This is a genomic window from Streptomyces seoulensis, assembly GCF_004328625.1.
GTDB classification, from domain to species: Bacteria; Actinomycetota; Actinomycetes; order Streptomycetales; family Streptomycetaceae; genus Streptomyces; species Streptomyces seoulensis.
This window is the reverse complement of record NZ_CP032229.1, coordinates 1,220,482-1,241,992: the sequence shown is the minus strand read 5'-3', so window position 1 is coordinate 1,241,992 and position 21,511 is coordinate 1,220,482. Positions and strand designations below refer to the sequence as shown.

Annotated in this window: 16 protein-coding genes and 3 rRNA genes; 15 read left to right on the top strand and 4 right to left on the bottom strand. The window is 69.3% G+C overall.

What is annotated here, in order from left to right; genetic code table 11:
• Window positions 1–19: 19 nt before the first annotated feature.
• Complete coding sequence (locus D0Z67_RS05855; RefSeq protein WP_031182127.1) at window positions 20–802, bottom strand: sporulation protein; 783 nt, start codon at window positions 800–802, stop codon at window positions 20–22.
• A gap of 101 nt (window positions 803–903) precedes the next feature.
• On the opposite strand from D0Z67_RS05855, the gene D0Z67_RS05850 reads away from it, so the two are divergent.
• The 4 genes from D0Z67_RS05850 to rrf all read left to right on the top strand — a co-directional run bounded on the left by D0Z67_RS05850 (window position 904) and on the right by rrf (window position 7,247).
• Window positions 904–1,545 (top strand): DNA-3-methyladenine glycosylase, encoded by a 642-nt coding sequence (locus tag D0Z67_RS05850; protein WP_031182128.1) that lies wholly within the window; start codon window positions 904–906, stop codon window positions 1,543–1,545.
• 532 nt (window positions 1,546–2,077) lie between these two features.
• A 16S ribosomal RNA gene (locus tag D0Z67_RS05840) occupies window positions 2,078–3,603 on the top strand.
• Between the two features lie 295 nt (window positions 3,604–3,898).
• Window positions 3,899–7,019: ribosomal RNA gene (locus D0Z67_RS05835) — 23S ribosomal RNA — on the top strand.
• A gap of 111 nt (window positions 7,020–7,130) precedes the next feature.
• Window positions 7,131–7,247 (top strand): 5S ribosomal RNA (rrf, locus tag D0Z67_RS05830).
• Together the 16S, 23S and 5S rRNA genes form the textbook arrangement of a ribosomal RNA operon.
• 29 nt (window positions 7,248–7,276) lie before the next feature.
• On the opposite strand, the gene D0Z67_RS30380 is transcribed toward rrf, so the two are convergent.
• Window positions 7,277–8,770: a hypothetical protein gene (locus tag D0Z67_RS30380; protein ID WP_165507334.1), complete on the bottom strand. Its 1,494-nt coding sequence runs from the start codon at window positions 8,768–8,770 to the stop codon at window positions 7,277–7,279.
• Here D0Z67_RS30380 and D0Z67_RS30095 point away from each other — a divergent pair.
• Window positions 8,720–9,655, top strand: a complete 936-nt coding sequence (locus tag D0Z67_RS30095) for an FUSC family protein (protein WP_234312900.1) — start codon at window positions 8,720–8,722, stop codon at window positions 9,653–9,655. The genes D0Z67_RS30380 and D0Z67_RS30095 overlap by 51 nt on opposite strands.
• 78 nt (window positions 9,656–9,733) lie before the next feature.
• Here D0Z67_RS30095 and D0Z67_RS05810 read toward each other — a convergent pair whose 3' ends face one another.
• Window positions 9,734–11,023, bottom strand: a complete 1,290-nt coding sequence (locus tag D0Z67_RS05810; protein WP_031183266.1) for a DUF1015 family protein — start codon at window positions 11,021–11,023, stop codon at window positions 9,734–9,736.
• Between the two features lie 71 nt (window positions 11,024–11,094).
• Here D0Z67_RS05810 and D0Z67_RS05805 point away from each other — a divergent pair, with 71 nt between their 5' ends.
• From D0Z67_RS05805 to D0Z67_RS05790, 4 genes are read left to right on the top strand one after another with little or no spacing between them, the layout of a single operon-like run.
• Window positions 11,095–12,123, top strand: coding sequence for an HAD hydrolase-like protein (locus tag D0Z67_RS05805; RefSeq protein ID WP_031183265.1), 1,029 nt, complete (start codon window positions 11,095–11,097; stop codon window positions 12,121–12,123).
• 57 nt (window positions 12,124–12,180) lie between these two features.
• On the top strand, window positions 12,181–13,224 hold the full coding sequence (locus tag D0Z67_RS05800; RefSeq protein ID WP_031183264.1) for a FecCD family ABC transporter permease: 1,044 nt from the start codon (window positions 12,181–12,183) through the stop codon (window positions 13,222–13,224).
• Window positions 13,221–14,267 (top strand): FecCD family ABC transporter permease, encoded by a 1,047-nt coding sequence (locus D0Z67_RS05795; RefSeq protein ID WP_031183263.1) that lies wholly within the window; start codon window positions 13,221–13,223, stop codon window positions 14,265–14,267. The genes D0Z67_RS05800 and D0Z67_RS05795 overlap by 4 nt, the downstream gene beginning before the upstream one ends.
• Window positions 14,264–15,142: an ABC transporter ATP-binding protein gene (locus D0Z67_RS05790; protein WP_199812236.1), complete on the top strand. Its 879-nt coding sequence runs from the start codon at window positions 14,264–14,266 to the stop codon at window positions 15,140–15,142. The genes D0Z67_RS05795 and D0Z67_RS05790 overlap by 4 nt, the downstream gene beginning before the upstream one ends.
• On the opposite strand, the gene D0Z67_RS05785 is transcribed toward D0Z67_RS05790, so the two are convergent.
• The gene (locus D0Z67_RS05785; RefSeq protein ID WP_031183261.1) at window positions 15,126–15,473 is read right to left on the bottom strand and encodes a sterol-binding protein; all 348 of its coding nucleotides are present in this window, start codon (window positions 15,471–15,473) and stop codon (window positions 15,126–15,128) included. The two genes, D0Z67_RS05790 and D0Z67_RS05785, sit on opposite strands and share 17 nt — an antisense overlap.
• A 42-nt stretch (window positions 15,474–15,515) precedes the next feature.
• Here D0Z67_RS05785 and D0Z67_RS05780 point away from each other — a divergent pair, with 42 nt between their 5' ends.
• The 6 genes from D0Z67_RS05780 to D0Z67_RS05755 all read left to right on the top strand — a co-directional run bounded on the left by D0Z67_RS05780 (window position 15,516) and on the right by D0Z67_RS05755 (window position 21,508).
• A complete protein-coding gene (locus tag D0Z67_RS05780; protein ID WP_031183260.1) occupies window positions 15,516–15,767 on the top strand; it encodes a hypothetical protein in 252 nt (83 codons plus the stop codon).
• A gap of 59 nt (window positions 15,768–15,826) precedes the next feature.
• Complete coding sequence (locus D0Z67_RS05775; protein WP_031183259.1) at window positions 15,827–16,642, top strand: TlyA family RNA methyltransferase; 816 nt, start codon at window positions 15,827–15,829, stop codon at window positions 16,640–16,642.
• Window positions 16,639–17,562 carry an NAD kinase gene (locus D0Z67_RS05770; protein WP_031183258.1) on the top strand — a complete coding sequence of 308 codons (924 nt, stop codon included), beginning with the start codon at window positions 16,639–16,641 and terminating at the stop codon, window positions 17,560–17,562. The genes D0Z67_RS05775 and D0Z67_RS05770 overlap by 4 nt, the downstream gene beginning before the upstream one ends.
• A gap of 63 nt (window positions 17,563–17,625) precedes the next feature.
• Window positions 17,626–19,344 carry a DNA repair protein RecN gene (gene recN / locus D0Z67_RS05765; protein WP_031183257.1) on the top strand — a complete coding sequence of 573 codons (1,719 nt, stop codon included), beginning with the start codon at window positions 17,626–17,628 and terminating at the stop codon, window positions 19,342–19,344.
• A 3-nt stretch (window positions 19,345–19,347) separates the two neighbouring features.
• Window positions 19,348–20,091, top strand: coding sequence for a hypothetical protein (locus D0Z67_RS05760; RefSeq protein WP_031183256.1), 744 nt, complete (start codon window positions 19,348–19,350; stop codon window positions 20,089–20,091).
• Between the two features lie 280 nt (window positions 20,092–20,371).
• Window positions 20,372–21,508: a glycosyltransferase family 4 protein gene (locus tag D0Z67_RS05755; protein ID WP_031183255.1), complete on the top strand. Its 1,137-nt coding sequence runs from the start codon at window positions 20,372–20,374 to the stop codon at window positions 21,506–21,508.
• Window positions 21,509–21,511: the final 3 nt, after the last annotated feature.

Sequence of the window (21,511 nt, the reverse complement as noted above, 5' to 3'; positions counted from 1 at the left end):
CCGTTCGGTCCTTCCGACCTTAGAACCAGTTCCGCCGGCTGCCGACCTCGGACAGCCACTGGTTGAGGTAACCGGCCCAGTCGGTGCCGTGGAAGTCGTGCAGACCCACCTGGAAGGAGCGGAAGGTGTCCGAGCCCTCGCTGAAGAGGCCCGGCTTCTTGTCCATCTCCAGCACGACGTCCATCGCGTTGTCGTCGGCCACGAAGCTGACCTCGACCTGGTGCAGACCCCGGTACTGCGACGGCGGGTAGAACTCGATCTCCTGGTAGAAGGGGAGCCGCTGCCGGGTGCCCCGGATGTGGCCGCGCTCCATGTCGGCGCTCTTGAAGCGGAAGCCCAGCTGGATGAAGGCGTCCAGCAGCGCCTTCTGCGCGGGCAGCGGGTGCACCCGGATCGGGTCCAGGTCGGAGGAGTCCACCGCCCGCGCGATCTGCAGCTCGGTCGTCACCCCGATGTGCATCCCGCGCAGCTCCTGCCCGTCGATCACCGTGACGGGGGTCTCCCAGGGGATCTCCAGCCCGAACGGCACCGCGTGCACCGCTCCGGCCTGGAGCTCGAAGGCACCGCCGAGCGACACCTTGGAGAACTCGACGTCCTGCTTGTACTCCTGGTCGCCGCTCTCCACCTCCACCCGGGCCTGGAGGCCCACGGACAGGCCCTCGATGTTCTGGTTGACCGAGCCGCCCTGAATCCGGACCTCACCCTGGACGACACCGCCGGGCACCACGTTGACCTCGGTCAGCACCGTCTCCACGGAGGCGCCCCCGGCCCCCAGGCTCGCGAGCAGCTTCTTGAACGCCATTGACTCTCCCTTTACGAATGAACCCTCGACCCGTACAAACGCGAACCGGCCACGACCGGTTCCGCCGGGACGACAGTGCGGCTGCACTACCCTCGGAGGGCATGATCACGCCCCCGGACCGTATGCCACTGCCACGGGAGTTCTTCGACCGTCCCGTCCTGGAGGTCGCCCCCGACCTCCTCGGCCGCCTGATCGTCCGCACCACCCCCGACGGTCCGACAGCCCTCCGCCTCACGGAGGTCGAGGCGTACGACGGCCCGAACGACCCCGGCTCGCACGCCTACCGGGGCCGCACCCCCCGCAACGACGTGATGTTCGGCCCGCCCGGCCACGTGTACGTCTACTTCACCTACGGCATGTGGCACTGCATGAACCTCGTCTGCGGCCCCGAGGGCACCGCGAGCGGGGTGCTGCTCCGCGCCGGCGAGATCGTCGAGGGCGCCGAGCTGACCCGCGAGCGCCGCCTTTCGGCCCGCAACGACAAGGAACTGGCCAAGGGCCCGGCCCGCCTGGCGACCGCCCTGGACGTCGACCGCTCCCTCGACGGCACCGACGCCTGCGCCCCGGGGGACACCCCGATCCGCGTCCTGGCAGGCACGCCCGTCCCGCCTGAGCAGGTACGCAGCGGCCCGCGCACCGGCGTGGCCGGCGACGGGGGCGTCCACCCCTGGCGCTTCTGGATCGCGGACGACCCCACCGTGAGCCCCTACCGGGCCCATGTCCCGAGACGCAGGTCACGTTGACTCGTCCCCGTGGGATGCGTAATGTAGTCCGAGTCGCTTGAACCGGGTACGGCATTCGCCTGCAGCCGGAAGCGGCCACCCACTACCTACGACTTCCCCTGGCGGGGATGATTTCGGCGTGCCCGCACGTCCGAATTCGACTCCGCGAGACTCGATTATGAGTAACAGCGGAGATCGGCTAACGTAGTGAATGTCGAAAGGCCGGACGGCGAAAGCCGAAAAGCCCAAGAAAATCCCACTCCGACTGGGAATCAGACGCCGAAAGGATCTGATAGAGTCGGAAACACCGAAGGGAAGCCCGGAGGAAAGCCCGAGAGGGTGAGTACAAAGGAAGCGACCGTTCCTTGAGAACTCAACAGCGTGCTAAAAGTCAACGCCAGATATGTTGATAACCCCGTCTCCAGTCACTGACTGGGACGAGGTTCCTTTGAAAAAACACAGCGAGGACGCTGTGAACCATCGGACTATTCCTCCGATGGTTCCGCTCTCGTGTGTGTCGACCGGCTGTATTAATTTACTTGCCGAGTAAACATTCACGGAGAGTTTGATCCTGGCTCAGGACGAACGCTGGCGGCGTGCTTAACACATGCAAGTCGAACGATGAACCACTTCGGTGGGGATTAGTGGCGAACGGGTGAGTAACACGTGGGCAATCTGCCCTTCACTCTGGGACAAGCCCTGGAAACGGGGTCTAATACCGGATAACACTGCGGATCGCATGGTCTGCGGTTAAAAGCTCCGGCGGTGAAGGATGAGCCCGCGGCCTATCAGCTTGTTGGTGAGGTAATGGCTCACCAAGGCGACGACGGGTAGCCGGCCTGAGAGGGCGACCGGCCACACTGGGACTGAGACACGGCCCAGACTCCTACGGGAGGCAGCAGTGGGGAATATTGCACAATGGGCGAAAGCCTGATGCAGCGACGCCGCGTGAGGGATGACGGCCTTCGGGTTGTAAACCTCTTTCAGCAGGGAAGAAGCGAAAGTGACGGTACCTGCAGAAGAAGCGCCGGCTAACTACGTGCCAGCAGCCGCGGTAATACGTAGGGCGCAAGCGTTGTCCGGAATTATTGGGCGTAAAGAGCTCGTAGGCGGCTTGTCACGTCGATTGTGAAAGCCCGAGGCTTAACCTCGGGTCTGCAGTCGATACGGGCTAGCTAGAGTGTGGTAGGGGAGATCGGAATTCCTGGTGTAGCGGTGAAATGCGCAGATATCAGGAGGAACACCGGTGGCGAAGGCGGATCTCTGGGCCATTACTGACGCTGAGGAGCGAAAGCGTGGGGAGCGAACAGGATTAGATACCCTGGTAGTCCACGCCGTAAACGGTGGGCACTAGGTGTTGGCGACATTCCACGTCGTCGGTGCCGCAGCTAACGCATTAAGTGCCCCGCCTGGGGAGTACGGCCGCAAGGCTAAAACTCAAAGGAATTGACGGGGGCCCGCACAAGCAGCGGAGCATGTGGCTTAATTCGACGCAACGCGAAGAACCTTACCAAGGCTTGACATACACCGGAAAGCATCAGAGATGGTGCCCCCCTTGTGGTCGGTGTACAGGTGGTGCATGGCTGTCGTCAGCTCGTGTCGTGAGATGTTGGGTTAAGTCCCGCAACGAGCGCAACCCTTGTTCTGTGTTGCCAGCATGCCCTTCGGGGTGATGGGGACTCACAGGAGACTGCCGGGGTCAACTCGGAGGAAGGTGGGGACGACGTCAAGTCATCATGCCCCTTATGTCTTGGGCTGCACACGTGCTACAATGGCAGGTACAATGAGCTGCGAAACCGTGAGGTGGAGCGAATCTCAAAAAGCCTGTCTCAGTTCGGATTGGGGTCTGCAACTCGACCCCATGAAGTCGGAGTTGCTAGTAATCGCAGATCAGCATTGCTGCGGTGAATACGTTCCCGGGCCTTGTACACACCGCCCGTCACGTCACGAAAGTCGGTAACACCCGAAGCCGGTGGCCCAACCCCTTGTGGGAGGGAGCTGTCGAAGGTGGGACTGGCGATTGGGACGAAGTCGTAACAAGGTAGCCGTACCGGAAGGTGCGGCTGGATCACCTCCTTTCTAAGGAGCACTTCTTACCAACTTCGGTTGGTCAGGGGCCAGTACATCGGCGAATGTTCGATGCTGGTTGCTCATGGGTGGAACGTTGACTATTCGGCACACTTCACTGACTTTCTCCTAGTACTGCTTCGGCGTGGAACGGATGGAAGCGGGGAAGGGTGTCGGGCACGCTGTTGGGTGTCTGAGGGAATGAATCCCCTCATTCGCCGGCCCCAGTGCACTCACCAGCTTGTCTGGTGGGGTGATGGGTGGCTGGTCGTTGTTTGAGAACTGCACAGTGGACGCGAGCATCTGTGGCCAAGTTTTTAAGGGCGCACGGTGGATGCCTTGGCACCAGGAACCGATGAAGGACGTGGGAGGCCACGATAGTCCCCGGGGAGCCGTCAACCAGGCTTTGATCCGGGGGTTTCCGAATGGGGAAACCCGGCAGTCGTCATGGGCTGTCACCCGCTGCTGAACACATAGGCAGTGTGGAGGGAACGAGGGGAAGTGAAACATCTCAGTACCCTCAGGAAGAGAAAACAACCGTGATTCCGGGAGTAGTGGCGAGCGAAACCGGATGAGGCCAAACCGTATACGTGTGAGACCCGGCAGGGGTTGCGTGTGCGGGGTTGTGGGATCTCTCTTCTGTCGTCTGCCGGCGACAGGACGAGTCAGAAACCGTTGATGTAGGCGAAGGACATGCGAAAGGTCCGGCGTAGAGGGTAAGACCCCCGTAGTCGAAACATCAGCGGCTCGTTTGAGAGACACCCAAGTAGCACGGGGCCCGAGAAATCCCGTGTGAATCTGGCGGGACCACCCGCTAAGCCTAAATATTCCCTGGTGACCGATAGCGGATAGTACCGTGAGGGAATGGTGAAAAGTACCGCGGGAGCGGAGTGAAATAGTACCTGAAACCGTGTGCCTACAAGCCGTGGGAGCGTCGGATATGTGCTTGCACATATCTCGTGACTGCGTGCCTTTTGAAGAATGAGCCTGCGAGTTTGCGGTGTGTTGCGAGGTTAACCCGTGTGGGGAAGCCGTAGCGAAAGCGAGTCCGAATAGGGCGATTCAGTAGCGCGCTCAAGACCCGAAGCGGAGTGATCTAGCCATGGGCAGGTTGAAGCGGAGGTAAGACTTCGTGGAGGACCGAACCCACCAGGGTTGAAAACCTGGGGGATGACCTGTGGTTAGGGGTGAAAGGCCAATCAAACTCCGTGATAGCTGGTTCTCCCCGAAATGCATTTAGGTGCAGCGTCGTGTGTTTCTTGCCGGAGGTAGAGCACTGGATAGGCGATGGGCCCTACCGGGTTACTGACCTTAGCCAAACTCCGAATGCCGGTAAGTGAGAGCACGGCAGTGAGACTGTGGGGGATAAGCTCCATGGTCGAGAGGGAAACAGCCCAGAGCATCGACTAAGGCCCCTAAGCGTACGCTAAGTGGGAAAGGATGTGGAGTCGCAGAGACAACCAGGAGGTTGGCTTAGAAGCAGCCACCCTTGAAAGAGTGCGTAATAGCTCACTGGTCTAGTGATTCCGCGCCGACAATGTAGCGGGGCTCAAGCGTACCGCCGAAGTCGTGTCATTCATACAATAGGGCCAACGCCTGTATGGATGGGTAGGGGAGCGTCGTGTGCCGGGTGAAGCAGCCGCGGAAGCGAGTTGTGGACGGTTCACGAGTGAGAATGCAGGCATGAGTAGCGATACAAACGTGAGAAACGTTTGCGCCGATTGACTAAGGGTTCCTGGGTCAAGCTGATCTGCCCAGGGTAAGTCGGGACCTAAGGCGAGGCCGACAGGCGTAGTCGATGGATAACCGGTTGATATTCCGGTACCCGCTGTGAAGCGTCAAACATCGAGCATCGTGATGCTAAGGCCGTGAAGCCGTTCCGGACCCTTCGGGGAATGGAAAGTGGTGGAGCCGCCAGCCCAAGCGGTTAGTAGGTGAGTGATGGGGTGACGCAGGAAGGTAGTCCAGCCCAGGCGGTGGTTGTCCTGGGGTAAGGGTGTAGGACGCAAGGTAGGCAAATCCGCCTTGCACATAGTCTGAGACCTGATGCCGAGCCGATTGTGGTGAAGTGGATGATCCTATGCTGTCGAGAAAAGCCTCTAGCGAGTTTCATGGCGGCCCGTACCCTAAACCGACTCAGGTGGTCAGGTAGAGAATACCGAGGCGTTCGGGTGAACTATGGTTAAGGAACTCGGCAAAATGCCCCCGTAACTTCGGGAGAAGGGGGGCCATCACTGGTGATCGGATTTGCTCCGTGAGCTGGGGGTGGCCGCAGAGACCAGCGAGAAGCGACTGTTTACTAAAAACACAGGTCCGTGCGAAGCCGTAAGGCGATGTATACGGACTGACGCCTGCCCGGTGCTGGAACGTTAAGGGGACCGGTTAGTCACTCTTCGGGGTGGCGAAGCTGAGAACTTAAGCGCCAGTAAACGGCGGTGGTAACTATAACCATCCTAAGGTAGCGAAATTCCTTGTCGGGTAAGTTCCGACCTGCACGAATGGCGTAACGACTTCTCGACTGTCTCAACCATAGGCCCGGTGAAATTGCACTACGAGTAAAGATGCTCGTTTCGCGCAGCAGGACGGAAAGACCCCGGGACCTTTACTACAGTTTGATATTGGTGTTCGGTTCGGCTTGTGTAGGATAGCTGGGAGACTTTGAAGCATGCACGCCAGTGTGTGTGGAGTCGTCGTTGAAATACCAGTCTGGTCGTGCTGGATGTCTAACCTGGGTCCGTGATCCGGATCAGGGACAGTGTCTGATGGGTAGTTTAACTGGGGCGGTTGCCTCCTAAAGAGTAACGGAGGCGCCCAAAGGTTCCCTCAGCCTGGTTGGCAATCAGGTGTTGAGTGTAAGTGCACAAGGGAGCTTGACTGTGAGACCGACGGGTCGAGCAGGGACGAAAGTCGGGACTAGTGATCCGGCGGTGGCTTGTGGAAGCGCCGTCGCTCAACGGATAAAAGGTACCCCGGGGATAACAGGCTGATCTTCCCCAAGAGTCCATATCGACGGGATGGTTTGGCACCTCGATGTCGGCTCGTCGCATCCTGGGGCTGGAGTCGGTCCCAAGGGTTGGGCTGTTCGCCCATTAAAGCGGTACGCGAGCTGGGTTTAGAACGTCGTGAGACAGTTCGGTCCCTATCCGCTGTGCGCGTAGGAATATTGAGAAGGGCTGTCCCTAGTACGAGAGGACCGGGACGGACGAACCTCTGGTGTGCCAGTTGTCCTGCCAAGGGCATGGCTGGTTGGCTACGTTCGGGAGGGATAACCGCTGAAAGCATCTAAGCGGGAAGCCTGCTTCGAGATGAGTATTCCCGCCTCCTTGAGAGGGTAAGGCTCCCAGTAGACGACTGGGTTGATAGGCCAGATATGGAAGCCTGGTAACGGGTGGAGTTGACTGGTACTAATAGGCCGAGGGCTTGTCCTCAGTTGCTCGCGTCCACTGTGTAAGTTCTGAGGCAACGAACAGTTGCCGGTTCAGAGCTGAACTCGAACTCACAAATAAAAAGTGTGCTTGTTCGCTCGAAACCATTAGGGTTTCGGTGGTCATAGCGTGAGGGAAACGCCCGGTTACATTTCGAACCCGGAAGCTAAGCCTCACAGCGCCGATGGTACTGCAGGGGGGACCCTGTGGGAGAGTAGGACGCCGCCGAACAATCTTTGGAGGACCCCTGGTCCCAGCGTTCAGCTGGGACCAGGGGTCCTTTTGTTTTTACAATGCTTGTAGTGCCCGAAGACAGGAGTCACCCGATGTCCACCAACTCTCCCGACGACCGACCGGAGCGCGACCAGCGGCGACGGGACAGTGGTGACCGCGGTGATCGTGGCGGCTACCGCGGCGGCCCGCGTCGGTCCAACGACCGTGGCGACGACCGTCGTTCCGGCGACCGTCCCTCCTTCCGCCGCGACGACCGCGGCGGTGACCGTGGTGGCGACAGCCGTGGTGGCGACCGTGGCGGTTTCCGCCGCGACGACCGCTCCGGCGACCGTCCGTCCTTCCGCCGTGACGATGACCGTCGTGGCGGCGACCGTCCCGCGTTCCGTCGTGACGACAGCCGCGGTGGCGACAGCCGTGGTGGGTTCCGCGGTCGTGACGACCGCGGCGGCGACCGCCCGTCGTTCCGTCGCGACGACGACCGTCGTGGCGGCGACCGTCCGTCCTTCCGCCGTGACGACAGCCGTGGTGACTTCCGCCGTGACGACCGTCGTGGTGACGACCGTGGTGGGTTCCGTGGCCGTGACGACCGTGGCGGCGACCGCCCCTCGTTCCGTCGCGACGACCGTGGCGGCGACCGTCCCGCGTTCCGTCGCGATGACAGCCGTGGTGACTTCCGCCGCGACGACCGTCGTGGCGATGACCGTGGCGGCTTCCGTGGCCGTGACGACCGTGGCGGCGACCGCCCCTCGTTCCGCCGCGACGACCGCTCCGGCGACCGCCCCTCGTTCCGTCGTGACGACGACCGCCGTGGTGGGGACCGTCCGTCCTTCCGCCGCGACGAGCGTTCCGGCGACAGGCCGGCGTTCCGTCGTGACGACAGCCGTGGTGACTTCCGCCGTGACGACCGTCGTGGTGACGACCGTGGTGGGTTCCGTGGCCGCGACGACCGTGGCGGCGACCGTCCCGCGTTCCGTCGTGACGACGACCGCCGTGGCGGGGAGCGTCCGTCCTTCCGCCGCGACGAGCGCTCGGGCGACCGTCCCGCGTTCCGTCGTGACGACAGCCGTGGCGACTTCCGCCGCGACGACCGTCGCGATGACCGCCGTGGCGATGACCGTGGCGGCTTCCGTGGCCGTGACGACCGTGGCGGCGACCGTCCCCCCTTCCGTCGTGACGAGCGCTCCGGCGACCGTCCTTCCTTCCGCCGCGACGACGACCGCCGTGGTGGCGGCGACCGTGGTGGGTTCCGTCGGGACGACAGCCGTGGTGGTGACCGGGGCGGTTTCCGTGGCCGGGACGACCGGGGCGGCGACCGTGGGGGATACCGCGGCCGTGACGACCGTGGCGCCCGGCCGGGCGAGCGCGGTGGGTACCGGGGTCGTGACGACCGCCGGGACGACCGGGGCGGCGACCGCGGTGGATACCGGGGCCGTGACGAGCGCGACCGCGACCGCGAGCCGATCAAGCGCCTGCCGATCCCGGACGACGTCACCGGCAACGAGATCGACAAGGACGTTCACCAGGAGCTGCTGAGCCTCCCGAAGACGCTCGCGGAGGACGTCGCCAGGAACCTGGTGATGGTCGCGCGGCTCATCGACGAGGACCCCGAGGGTGCCTACGGCTACTCCAGGGTCGCCCTGCGTCTGGCGTCCCGTGTGGCCGCCGTGCGCGAGGCCGCCGGCTTCGCCGCCTACGCGAACCAGAAGTACAGCGAGGCCCTGGCCGAGTTCCGCGCCGCCCGCCGGATGACCGGCAACACCGAGCTGTGGCCCGTGATGGCGGACTGCGAGCGTGGGCTCGGGCGTCCGGAGAAGGCGCTGGACATGGCCGGTGCCCCCGAGGTGCAGAAGCTGGACAAGGCCGGCCAGGTCGAGATGCGGCTCGTCGCCGCCGGTGCCCGGCGTGACCTGGACCAGCTCGACGCGGCCATCGTCACTCTCCAGAGCCCGGAGCTGGCCTCCAGCTCCGTCCAGCCCTGGACCGCCCGGCTGCGTTACGCCTACGCGGACGCCCTGCTGGCCGTCGGCCGGGAGGGCGAGGCACGGGAGTGGTTCGCCAAGACGGTCGAGGCCGACCGTGACGGCAGCACCGACGCCTCCGACCGGCTCGCCGAGCTGGACGGTGTCGAGTTCGTCGACGCGATGGACGAGGACGACGACGAGACCGAGACCGTGGTGACGGTCGTGGTGGACGAGAACACCACGACCGACGACGCCTCCGACGACGAGCCCTCGGACGAGGACGCGCCCGAGGCCGTCGAGACCGAGGCAGTCGAGACCGAGACCGTCGAGACCGAGACCGTCGAGACCGAGACCGTCGAGCCGAAGGCCGATGAGACCGAGGCCGACGAGCCCAAGGCCGACGAGCCGAAGATCGTCCAGATCAAGGACTCCACCGAGGACTGATCCTCGCGCGGAACAACAGAAAGGGCGGGACCCCAGTGGTCCCGCCCTTTTTTCATGCCCGGAAGCCGGACGCATCCGCTAGATGTCCACCACCCGCAGCACCAGCCCCGACGCCGGCTTCGGCCCGAACGACGTCGACTTGCGCGGCATCGTCACCCCTTGCCGCGCCAGCTCGCGCACGACCTCCTCGCGTACCGGATGCAGCAGCACCGCCGTGCCACCGCCGCGTTCCGCCTTGGCGACGGTCGCCGCCGTGTCGTGGATGTAGGCGATGTGCGCGGGGGAGTCCTCGGGGATGTGCCAGATGTGGTCGAGGAGGGCGGTGTGCAGGACCGTCGCGTCCAGGGAGCGCCAGGCGGCCGGGTGGCCGACCGGGACCGCGCGGGCCAGCAGGGCGGGGTCGGGACGGTCCAGCAGGTGGAAGTCGCCGTCACCGGCCAGCAGGAAGGCGTTGCCCTCGGCGGCCGCCTCGCCGAGCGCCTCCAGCGCCTCGGGCAGGGACACCGCGAGGTGCCGTACCCGGAACAGGTCGCCCACGGCGGCCAGGGCGTCCGCCACCGGGAGGCCGTGCAGCAGGCGGTGGATGGCGCGGACGCGCAGCGGATAGCGGGCGGTGTCGACCAGCAGGACCAGGCCCAGGTCCCAGGGGCCGGGGGCGGGCTGCTCGGCGCGGAGCAGGCGGTAGGTGGCCCAGCGGTGGTGGCCGTCGGCGATGAGCGCCTGGTGCTGGGCGAGGTCCTCGCGGACGACAGCCAGCTCGGCCGGGTCGGTGAGGTGCCACAGACGATGTCGTACGCCGTCCTCGGTGGTGGTCGTCAGCAGGGGCGGGAGCTTCGCCGTGCGCTCGATGGCCTCGGAGGCGGCGCCGTCGCCGCGGTAGGTCAGCAGCAGGGGTTCCAGGTTGGCGCGGGTGGCGCGCATCAGGCCGGCGCGGTCGGCGACCACCGGGTCCATCACGTCCTCGTGCGGGAGGACCACGCCCTCTTCGGGCTCCGAGACACGCAGGGCCCCGATGACACCGCGCTGGAGCGGGCCGTCCCCGTCCGCGTCCTGCTGCTCGTACACGTACAGCGCGGGGACCGGGTCGGGGGCGAGGATGCCGGCGGCGAGCCAGCGGCGCAGGGTGTCGGCGGCCTGTTCGTTGCGGATCTCGGGCGTGTCGGCCTGGGGCAGGATCAGCCGGACGATGTTGTACGGGTCGGCGTCCTGGAGATGGTGCAGGCCGTCCGGCCGTACCACCACGTCGTACGGCGGGGAGGTGACGGAGGCCAGGCTGCCGACCCGTTCGGGGTCGTAACGAAGGCCGCGGAACGGGGTGAGCTCCAGACCTCGGGGCGCCGTTGCTTCCGAGTGACCTGCGATGTTCATCCCGGCATCGTACGTGTGCGGACGGGTTGCGGGATGATCGGGGGAAACACGTCGAACGAGGAGCGATACGGATGAGCCGGAGCGTCAGGACGAGCCCCGAGGGCAGTGAGCGGCCCCTGCACGAGGCGTACGACACGGCGCTGCTCGACCTGGACGGGGTGGTGTACGCGGGCGGTGAGGCCATCGCGCACGCCGTGGACTCGCTGGCCGGGGCCCGTGCCGACGGCATGCACCTCGCGTATGTCACCAACAACGCGCTGCGCACCCCGGACACGGTGGCCGGGCACCTGACCGAGCTGGGCATACCGACCGGCGCCGAGGACGTGATCACCTCCGCGCAGGCGGTGGCCCGGCTGATCAGCGAGCAGGTGCCGGCCGGGGCCAGGGTGCTGGTGATCGGCGGCGAGGGGCTGCGGGTGGCGCTGCGCGAGCGCGGGCTGACCCCGGTGGACTCGGCGGACGACGACCCGGCGGCGGTGGCGCAGGGGTACGGCGGCCCGGACTTCCCGTGGGGGCGGTTCGCGGAGGCGTCGTACGCGGTGGCGCGCGGGGTGCCGTGGTTCGCGTCCAACACGGACCTGACCATCCCGAGCGGGCGGGGCATCGCGCCGGGCAACGGCGCGGCCGTGGAGGTCGTCCGGATCGCGACCGGTGCCGAGCCGCAGGTGGCGGGCAAGCCGCTGCCCCCGATGCACAAGGAGACCATCCTGCGCACCGGAGCCGAGCGGCCGCTGGTGGTCGGGGACCGGCTGGACACCGACATCGAGGGTGCCTACAACGGCGAGGTCGACTCGCTGCTGGTGCTGACCGGGGTCACCGACGGCGCCCAGCTGCTCGCCGCGCCGCCGCAGCACCGGCCGACCTATGTCGACGCCGACCTGCGCGGCCTGCTGACCGGGCAGCCGGAGGTGGCCAGGGACGGCGAGGGCTTCCGCTGCGGGGGCTGGACCGCGACGGCCGGCCCGGACCGGCTGGAGCTGACGGGCGAGGGGTCCGAGCTGGACGGTCTGCGGGCGCTGTGCGCGGCGGCCTGGACGGCGGCCGGGGACGGCACCTGCGCGCTGGACGCGGAGAAGGCGCTGGCCAGGCTGGGTCTCTGAGGCTCCGCCGGACGGGCGGGATCGAGATCAAATAGGAGGATAGGCTAACCTAACCGCGTGTTGGTCGAGAGTCCTCCGGAACAGCGCGCGGCGACCGCCCCCGCGCCCCCGAAGCGACGGCTGGTGCGTGCCCTCGGGCTGCTGCTGGCCGTCGTGCTGCTGGCGTTCGTCGCCATGGCGAGTATCGGTGTCGGCGCCAAATCGCTGGCGCCGGACCTCGTCTGGCACGGGCTGTTCCACGACAGCGGCACCTACGCCGACATCGTCGTCCGGGACCGTATCTCCCGCACCGTCCTCGGTCTGCTGGCCGGGGCCGCGTTCGGGCTGTCCGGCTCGGTGCTCCAGGCGCTCACCCGCAACCCGCTGGCCGACCCCGGCCTGCTCGGCATCAACGCGGGCGCCTCGGCGGCCGTCGTCACCGCCATCACCTTCTTCGGCGTGACCTCGCTGAGCGGGTACGTCTGGTTCGCGTTCGCCGGGGCCGCCGCCGTGGGCGCGCTGGTGTGGTTCCTCGGCGGCACCCGGGGCGCCACCCCGGTACGGCTCGCGCTGGCCGGCACCGCGATCGGGGCGGCGCTGTACGGGTACCTCCAGGCCGTGATGATCACGGACGACGAGGCGCTGTCCCGGATGCGCTTCTGGACGGTCGGCTCGCTGGACTCCGCCGATCACCGGACCATCATCCAGGTGCTGCCGTTCCTGCTGGCCGGCATGGTCCTCTCGCTGGCGCTGGCCCGGCCGCTGAACGCCATGGAGATGGGCGACGACACCGCCCGCGCGCTCGGCGCGCACCTCAACCGCACCCGCGCGCTGGCCATGCTGGCGGCGACCGTGCTGTGCGGCGCCGCGACCGCCTCCTGCGGCCCGGTCATGTTCGTCGGCCTGATGGTGCCGCACGTGGTGCGCTCCTTCACCGGGCCCGACCTGCGCTGGATTCTTCCGTATGCCGCCGTGCTGTCGCCGGTGCTGCTGCTCGGCGCCGACATCGTGGGCCGGCTCGTCGCCCGGCCCGCCGAGATCCAGGTCGGCATCATCACCGCGCTGATCGGCGGCCCGGTCTTCATCTTTCTCGTACGACGGCGGAGGACGGCGCAACTGTGAAGACACTCTCCCGGAGCCGTGCGGTACGCACCCCCGGCGGGCTCTCGCTGCGCCTGGACCCGCGCTCCCTGATCGTCGTCGTCCTGCTGCTGGTCGCCGTGCTGGCCGCCGGTGTGGCCCTGATCGGCACCGGCGACGCCCACATCCCCGTCATGGACGTGCTGCGGACCCTGTTCGGGAACGGCAACCCGTACCAGGACTTCATCGTCAACGAGCTGCGGCTGCCCCGGCTGCTGGTCGGGCTGCTGGTCGGCGCGTCGCTGGGGCTCGGCGGGGCGCTGTTCCAGTCGATCTCCCGCAACCCGCTGGGCAGCCCCGACGTGCTCGGCCTCGCCCAGGGCTCCACCGCGGGCGCCCTGGTGATGATCGTGCTGTTCTCCGGCAGTGCCGCCGCCGTCACGGCGGGCGCGCTGGTCGGCGGCCTGGTCACCGGCCTCGGCATCTATCTGCTCGCCTGGAAGCAGGGGGTGCACGGCTACCGGCTGGTACTGGTCGGCATCGGCGTCTCCGCCGTGCTCACCGCCGTCAACGGCTACCTGATCACCAAGGCCGACATCGTCGACGCCGCCCGCGCGGTGGTCTGGATGACCGGGTCCCTCAGCGGCCGGGACTGGACCCAGGTCTGGCCGCTGCTGATCCTGTGCGCGGTCGTCGTCCCCGTGGTCCTCGCCAACGGGCGGGCGCTCAGGATGCTGGAGATGGGCGACGACGTGGCGTACGCCCTCGGGGTGCGGGTGCACCGGGTACGGCTGGTGCTGATGACCTGCGCCGTGCTGCTCACCGCCGCCGCGACGGCCGCCGCCGGTCCCGTCGGCTTCGTCGCGCTCACCGCGCCGCAGCTCGCCCGGCGGCTGACCCGCTCGCCGGGCCCCAACCTCGTGCCGTCCCTGTGCATGGGCGCGGTCCTGCTGGTCACCGCCGACTGGGTCTGCCAGCGCCTCTTCGGCGCCGACCAGCTGCCCGTCGGCGTGGTCACCGGTGTCGTCGGCGGCGCCTACCTGCTGTGGCTGCTGGTCGGCGAGCGCCGGGCGGGCCGGGTATGAGCGCCGAAGCCCGCGGACCGAAGTCGAATCTTCCTAGGAGTGCCAACACCGTGAACCGCCTGTCCGCCGAGAACGTCACCCTCGCCTACGAACAGCGCGTCATCGCCGAGCGGCTGTCGGTGGAGATACCCGACAACTCCTTCACCGTGATCGTCGGCCCCAACGCGTGCGGCAAGTCCACCCTGCTGCGGGCGCTGTCCCGGATGCTCAAGCCGGCCGAGGGCCAGGTGCTGCTCGACGGGCAGGCCATCCACTCGCTGCCCGCCAAGAAGGTGGCCCGCACCCTGGGCCTGCTCCCGCAGTCCTCCGTCGCGCCCGACGGCATCACCGTCGCCGACCTCGTCGGCCGGGGCCGCTACCCGCACCAGGGGCTGCTGCGCCAGTGGTCCGCCGAGGACGAGCGGGTGGTGAACGAGTCCATGGCGCAGACCGGCGTCGCGGAACTGGCCGAGCGCTACGTGGACGAACTCTCCGGCGGCCAGCGCCAGCGCGTCTGGATCGCCATGGCCCTGGCCCAGCAGACCCCGCTGCTGCTCCTGGACGAACCGACCACCTATCTCGACATCCAGCACCAGATCGACGTCCTCGACCTCTGCGCCGAGCTGCACGAGACGCAGGGCCGCACCCTGGTCGCCGTGCTGCACGACCTCAACCACGCGGCGCGCTACGCCACGCACCTCATCGCGCTGCGCGGCGGCGAGGTCATCGCCCAGGGCGCGCCGAACGAGATCGTCACCGCCGAACTGGTCGAGCGGGTCTTCGGGCTGCGCTGCCAGGTCATCGACGACCCCGAGACCGGGACCCCGCTGGTCGTGCCAGCCGCCCGCAAGGCGCGGACGGCACCTCGGGCCGGCGGGGTCACAGCAGCTTCCTGAGCCGGAACAGGTCCATCAGACCCGCCTCCAGCTTGACCCGGCCCGAACCCCAGGCGGAGGCGAAGTTCAGCTCGCCGTCCACCAGGGCCACCAGGTCGTCCCCGGTCAGCGCCAGCCGGATCTGGGCCCGCTCCCCCGGGGGGCCGGGCAGGGTCTCGGCCACCTCGATCCGGCCGCCTCGCATGCGCCCGGCGAAGGTGACGTCCAGGTCGGTGACATGGCAGCTCACCGAGCGGTCCAGCGCGGCTGCCGCGCCGACGTCACCCTCGGCGCCGCTCATGCTGTCCGAAAGCTTCTCCAGTGCCGTACGGCACTCATCGATCGTGGCCATCGGGCACGACGGTACCCCAGGCGTTCGCGGTAGCGTCTGGGCATGAGCGAGTCCGCGCCCGAGCCGGTGCCCCCGGCGCCCGATTCCGACCCCTCGGCCCCGGCGCCCCTGGCCGTCCCCCGCACCCCCACCGGGGACGCCGGGGTCGACGCCCGCCTGGCCCGGCTGGCCGACGCCGACCACCTGCCCACCGACGGGCACCTCGGCGTGTACGAGGATGTACACCGGGGGCTGCGCGACGCGCTGGACGCGCTCGACGCCCGCCCGGACCCTCCGGCGCCCGCCCCACGGTGAGGCGCCGCCCGCACCGCCCGTACCAAAGCACGAAGACTTGAGCAGGAGCTGAACCGAACGTGGCAGGAGTCGCACGCCGCCGTCTCGACGCGGAACTGGTCCGCCGCAAGCTGGCGCGCTCGCGCGAGCACGCCAGCCAGCTGATCGCCGCCGGCCGGGTCACCGTCGGCAAGACCGTGGCGACCAAACCGGCCACCCAGGTGGAGACCGCCGCCGCGATCGTGGTGCTGAGCGACGACACCGACCCCGACTACGTCTCGCGCGGCGGCCACAAGCTGGCCGGCGCGCTCGCCGCCTTCGTCCCCGAGGGGCTCGTCGTCGAGGGCCGCCGCGCCCTGGACGCCGGCGCCTCCACCGGCGGCTTCACCGACGTCCTGCTCCGCGCGGGCGCCGCCCAGGTCGTCGCCGTGGACGTCGGATACGGACAACTCGCCTGGTCTCTCCGCAACGATGAACGGGTCGTCGTCAAGGACCGTACGAACGTACGCGAGTTGACGCTGGAGGGGATTGACGGGAAGCCGGTGGACCTGGTGGTGGGCGATCTGTCCTTCATCCCGCTCCATCTGGTGCTGCCCGCCCTCAAGCGGTGCGTGACGCCGGACGCGGATCTGGTGATGATGGTGAAACCGCAGTTCGAGGTGGGTAAGGAACGGCTGGGCAGCGGGGGTGTCGTACGGAGTCCGCAGCTGCGGGCGGAGGCCGTGCGCGGGGTGGCCGACAAGGCGTGGGAGCTGGGTCTCGGGGTGCGAGGAGTCACCGCGAGTCCGCTGCCGGGCCCGTCCGGCAACGTCGAGTACTTTCTCTGGCTGCGCGCCGGAGCCCCCGAGATCGACCCGGCCGACATCGATCGTGCAGTGGCGGAGGGGCCGCGTTGACACAGAACCGAGCGCGTACTGTTTTCCTGCTCGCCCACACCGGGCGTCCCGCGGCGATCCGCAGTGCGGAACTCGTGGTCAAGGGACTGCTGCGGTCCGGCATCGGGGTGCGGGTGCTGGAGGAGGAGGCGTGCGACCTGCCGCTGCCGGGAGGGGGCGGGGTCGAGCTCGTCAAGGAAGCGACGCCGCAGTCACTCGACGGCTGCGAACTGCTCATCGTCCTCGGCGGTGACGGCACCCTGCTGCGCGGCGCCGAGTTCGCCCGCGCCTCCGGGGTGCCGATGCTCGGTGTCAACCTCGGCAGCGTCGGCTTCCTCGCCGAGGCCGAGCGGGACGACCTCGACCGGGTGGTGGACCGGGTGGTGGCCCGCTCCTACGAGGTCGAGGAGCGCATGACCATCGACGTGGTCGTGCACCGCAACGGTGACATCGTGCACACCGACTGGGCGCTGAACGAGGCGGCCGTGCAGAAGGTGTCCGCCGAGAAGATGCTCGAAGTGGTACTGGAGATCGACGGCCGCCCGGTCACCGCGTTCGGCTGCGACGGCATCGTGCTCTCCACCCCCACCGGCTCCACCGCCTACGCCTTCTCCGCCGGCGGACCTGTGGTGTGGCCCGAGGTGGAGGCGCTGCTCATGGTGCCGATCAGCGCGCACGCCCTGTTCGCCAAGCCGCTGGTCACCTCCCCCGACTCGGTCCTCGCCGTCGAGGTGCTCCCGCACGTCCCGCCGGGCGTGCTGTGGTGCGACGGCCGCCGCACCATCGAGCTGCCGCCCGGCGCCCGGGTCGAGGTCCGGCGCGGCGCGGTGCCGGTCCGGCTCGCCCGGCTGCACCACGCCTCCTTCACCGACCGGCTGGTGGCCAAGTTCGCCCTGCCGACCACCGGCTGGCGCGGCGCCCGGGACCACTCCTCGGAGTGACAGCGGCGGCCCGTGTGCGCGGCGCGCCCCGGACCTCGTAAGGTCTGTTCCGTGTTGGAGGAGATGCGGATACGGTCGCTCGGGGTCATCGACGACGCCGTGGTCGAGCTGTCGCCGGGGTTCACCGCGGTCACCGGTGAGACCGGCGCGGGCAAGACCATGGTGGTGACCAGCCTGGGCCTGCTGCTCGGCGGACGCGCCGACCCGGCGCTCGTACGGATCGGTGCGGGCAAGGCGGTGGTGGAGGGGCGGATCGCCCTGGCCGCCGGCGCCTCCGCCGTCGTACGCGCCGAGGAGGCGGGGGCCGAGCTGGACGACGGCGCCCTGCTGATCAGTCGTACCGTCTCCGCCGAGGGCCGCTCCCGCGCGCATCTCGGCGGGCGCAGCGTGCCCGTGGGGCTGCTCGCCGAGCTGGCCGACGAGCTGGTGGCCGTGCACGGCCAGACCGACCAGCAGGGCCTGCTCAAGCTGTCCCGGCAGCGGCAGGCCCTGGACCGGTACGCGGGCGAGGCCGTCTCCGGCCCGCTGGCCGCGTACACCGAGGCGTACAAGCGGCTGCGGGCCGTCGCCGTCGAGCTGGACGAGATCGTCACCCGCGCCCGTGAGCGCGCCCAGGAGGCCGACCTGCTGCGGTACGGCCTGGACGAGATCGCCGCCGTGGAGCCCCGCGCCGGGGAGGACACCGAACTCGCCGAGGAGGCGGAGCGGCTCGGGCACGCCGAGGCGCTCGCCGCCGCGGCCACCGCAGGGCACGCCGCTCTCGCGGGCAACCCCGAGGACCCGGAGGGCATCGACGCCTCCACCCTGGTCGCGGGCGCCCACCGGGCGCTGGAGGCGGTCCGGGCCCACGACCCGGCGCTGGCCGCGCTCACCGACCGGATCGGGGAGATCGGCATCCTGCTGGCCGACGTCGCCGGCGAGCTGGCCGGATACGCCTCCGACCTGGACGCCGACCCGCTGCGGCTGGCCGCGGTGGAGGAGCGCCGGGCGGCGCTGACCCAGCTGACCCGCAAGTACGGCGAGGACATCGGCGCCGTGCTGGCCTGGGGCGAGCAGGGCGCCGCCCGGCTGACCGAGCTGGACGGCGACGACGAGCGGATCGGTGAACTCACCACCGAGCGGGACGCCCTGGGCGCCGAACTGGGCGCGCTCGCCGAGGAGTTGACCAAGGCGCGGACCGAGGCCGCCGAGCGGTTCGCCGCCGCCGTGACCGCCGAACTCGCCTCGCTGGCGATGCCGCACGCGCGGGTCTCCTTCGACATCCGGCAGACCGAGGACCCCGGCGGCGTCGAGGCCGGCGGCCGTACGGTCGCCTACGGGCCCAGCGGTGTCGACGAGGTCGAGCTGCTCCTCGCCCCGCACCCCGGGGCCCCGCCCCGGCCCATCGCCAAGGGCGCCTCCGGCGGTGAGCTGTCCCGCGTGATGCTCGCGGTCGAGGTGGTGTTCGCGGGGACCGACCCGGTGCCGACGTACCTCTTCGACGAGGTGGACGCCGGGGTCGGCGGCAAGGCGGCCGTGGAGATCGGGCGGCGGCTGGCGAAGCTCGCCCGCACCGCGCAGGTCGTCGTGGTCACCCACCTCCCGCAGGTCGCCGCCTTCGCCGACCGCCAGCTGCTGGTGGAGAAGACCAACGACGGCTCGGTCACCCGGTCCGGCGTCAAGGTCCTGGAAGGCGAGGACCGCGTCCGCGAACTCTCCCGCATGCTGGCCGGCCAGGAGAACTCCGAGGCCGCCCGAGCCCACGCCGAGGAACTCCTCGCGACCGCCCGCGCGGAGGACTGACGCGTGTCCCGCTTCGCCGCCCTGCTCACCTCCGCCCTGCTCACCCGGGGGCTGACGGCGGCGCTCCGGCACCGCGCGCCGGGTGGCCGGGACCGCTGGGAGCGGAGGAACCACGCGGGCCGCACCGTCGACCTGTACGCCGGCCCCGCGACCGCCGCCGCCACCGCGCTCGCCGCCGCCCGCGTCCACCCGGCGGCCGGCCTCGCCGTGCTGGCCGCCGGAGCCTGCGGGGCGTACGACGACATCGCCGGCGCCGACGACCCCCGCCGGGGCTTCCGCGCCCACCTCGGCGCCCTCGGCACCGGCGAAGTCACCTCCGGCGCCGTCAAGTTGTTCGGCATCTCCGCCGCCGCGCTGGCCGCCGGGACCCTGCTGAAGGAGCGGCCGCTGGACGGGCTGCTCGCGGGCGTCGTCATCGCGGGCGCCGCGCACACCGCCAACCTGCTCGACGTACGCCCCGGCCGCGCGGCGGGCGCCGTGCTCGCGCTCGCGGCGCCGGGGCTCGCCCGGGGCGGCGCGGGCGGCGCGCTGGCCGCCGTCGCGGTGGGCGGGGCCGGGGCCGTGCTTCCCGAGGATCTGGGGGAGCGGGCCATGCTCGGGGACGCGGGGGCGCACGCGCTGGGGGCGGTGCTCGGAACCGCCGTGGTTTCGGCCAATGGGCGCGTGGGGCTTCTCGTGCACGCCGGTGCCGTGGTCGCCGCCGCCGTGGGCGGGGACCGGGTGTCCGCCTGGGCGCGGGCGCTGTGAGTCGCTGACCTCGGGGTACGCGGGTCGGACGGGTCCGACGGGCCGCCGGCTGCTCTCACTCGTACGGGTGAGATGCGCCGGCGCATTGCCAACGCGCCCCACCTCGCGGCTCCGGCGCGATTTCCCGGAACAGCCGTACGTACTGGCATGCTTGACGGTGTGCCGCCTCCGGGCGGGGGCCCGCGCGGCCCGTCGTACCCCGCTTCGGGTGTATCGCCGTTCGCTACCTTCTGTACGTTCTCCCGACCGACCCCGCCCCGACCCAGGAGCCCCGGCCTCAGTGACCCCCGTGAGCAGCAACGCCCCGCACGGCCAGTCCTCGCTGCGCACCGTGCAGGTGGTCGGCGGCGGCCACGCCGGGAGCAGCGCCCATGTGCGCTCCCTGGCGGAGGGGCTGGTCGCGCGGGGCGTCCGGGTCACGGTGTGCGCCCCGGCCGAGGCCGACCACGCCTACGACTTCCGGGGCACCGGCGCCGACCACGTGCCCGTGCCCCGCAGCAGCGACCCGGCCGCCGTGGGCCGGCTCCGCGCGGCCTGCGCGGACGCCGACCTGGTGCACGCGCACGGGCTGCACGCCTCCTTCCGCGCCGCGCTGGCCCTCGGCGGACGGACGACCCCGCTGGTCGTCACCTGGCACGACCGGGCGCACGCCGAGGGCGCGCGGGCGCATCTGCTGCGGCTGCTGGAGCGGCGCGTGGCGCGGACGGCCGCCGTGGTCCTCGGCACCAGCTCCGCCCTGGTCGACCGGGCCCGTAGCACCGGCGCCCGGGACGCCCGGCTCGGCGCGATGGCCCTGCCCGGCCGCCCCCGGCCCGCCGCACCGGAGGACCCGGACCGCCCCTCCGCCAAGCTCCGCGCCGAACTCGGCGCCACCGACCGCCCGTTGCTCCTCGCCGTCGGCTCCCTCGACCGGCACCGGGGCTACGACGTGCTGCTGGACGCGGCCCGCCGCTGGAGCAGCCTCGACCCACAGCCGGTCACCCTGGTCGCGGGGGAGGGGCCGCTCCGCGCGGAGCTGCAACAGCGCATCAGGGACGAGGAGTTGCCCGTCCGGCTGCTCGGCGTCCGCGACGACGTGCCCGACCTGCTCGCGGCCGCCGACCTCGCCCTGCTCACCAGCCGCTGGGAGTCCCGCCCCCTCTTCGCCCAGGAGGCCCTGCACGCCCGGGTCCCCCTGGTCGCCACCGCCGTCGGCGGTGTCCCGGACCTCGTCGGCGACGCCGCCGCCCTCGTCCCCTACGGCGACCCCCGCGCCCTCGCCGACACCGTCACCGCCCTCCTCGCCGACCCCGAGCGGCGCGCACAGCTCACCGAGCGCGGCACCCGCCAGGCGTCCGGCTGGCCGACCGAGGACGACGCGGTCGCGCAAGTGCTCAGCATCTACGACGAGTTGACCCAGACCCTGGCGCTCCTCTAGGCC

Coding starts and splice junctions, on each gene's coding strand:
- D0Z67_RS05855 (WP_031182127.1), bottom strand. CDS start 802: ATGGCGTTCAAGAAGCTGCTCGCGAGCCTGGGGGCCGGGGGCGCCTCC.
- D0Z67_RS05850 (WP_031182128.1), top strand. CDS start 904: ATGATCACGCCCCCGGACCGTATGCCACTGCCACGGGAGTTCTTCGAC.
- D0Z67_RS05810 (WP_031183266.1), bottom strand. CDS start 11,023: ATGAACATCGCAGGTCACTCGGAAGCAACGGCGCCCCGAGGTCTGGAG.
- D0Z67_RS05805 (WP_031183265.1), top strand. CDS start 11,095: ATGAGCCGGAGCGTCAGGACGAGCCCCGAGGGCAGTGAGCGGCCCCTG.
- D0Z67_RS05790 (WP_199812236.1), top strand. CDS start 14,264: ATGAGCGCCGAAGCCCGCGGACCGAAGTCGAATCTTCCTAGGAGTGCC.
- D0Z67_RS05785 (WP_031183261.1), bottom strand. CDS start 15,473: ATGGCCACGATCGATGAGTGCCGTACGGCACTGGAGAAGCTTTCGGAC.
- D0Z67_RS05780 (WP_031183260.1), top strand. CDS start 15,516: ATGAGCGAGTCCGCGCCCGAGCCGGTGCCCCCGGCGCCCGATTCCGAC.
- recN (WP_031183257.1), top strand. CDS start 17,626: ATGCGGATACGGTCGCTCGGGGTCATCGACGACGCCGTGGTCGAGCTG.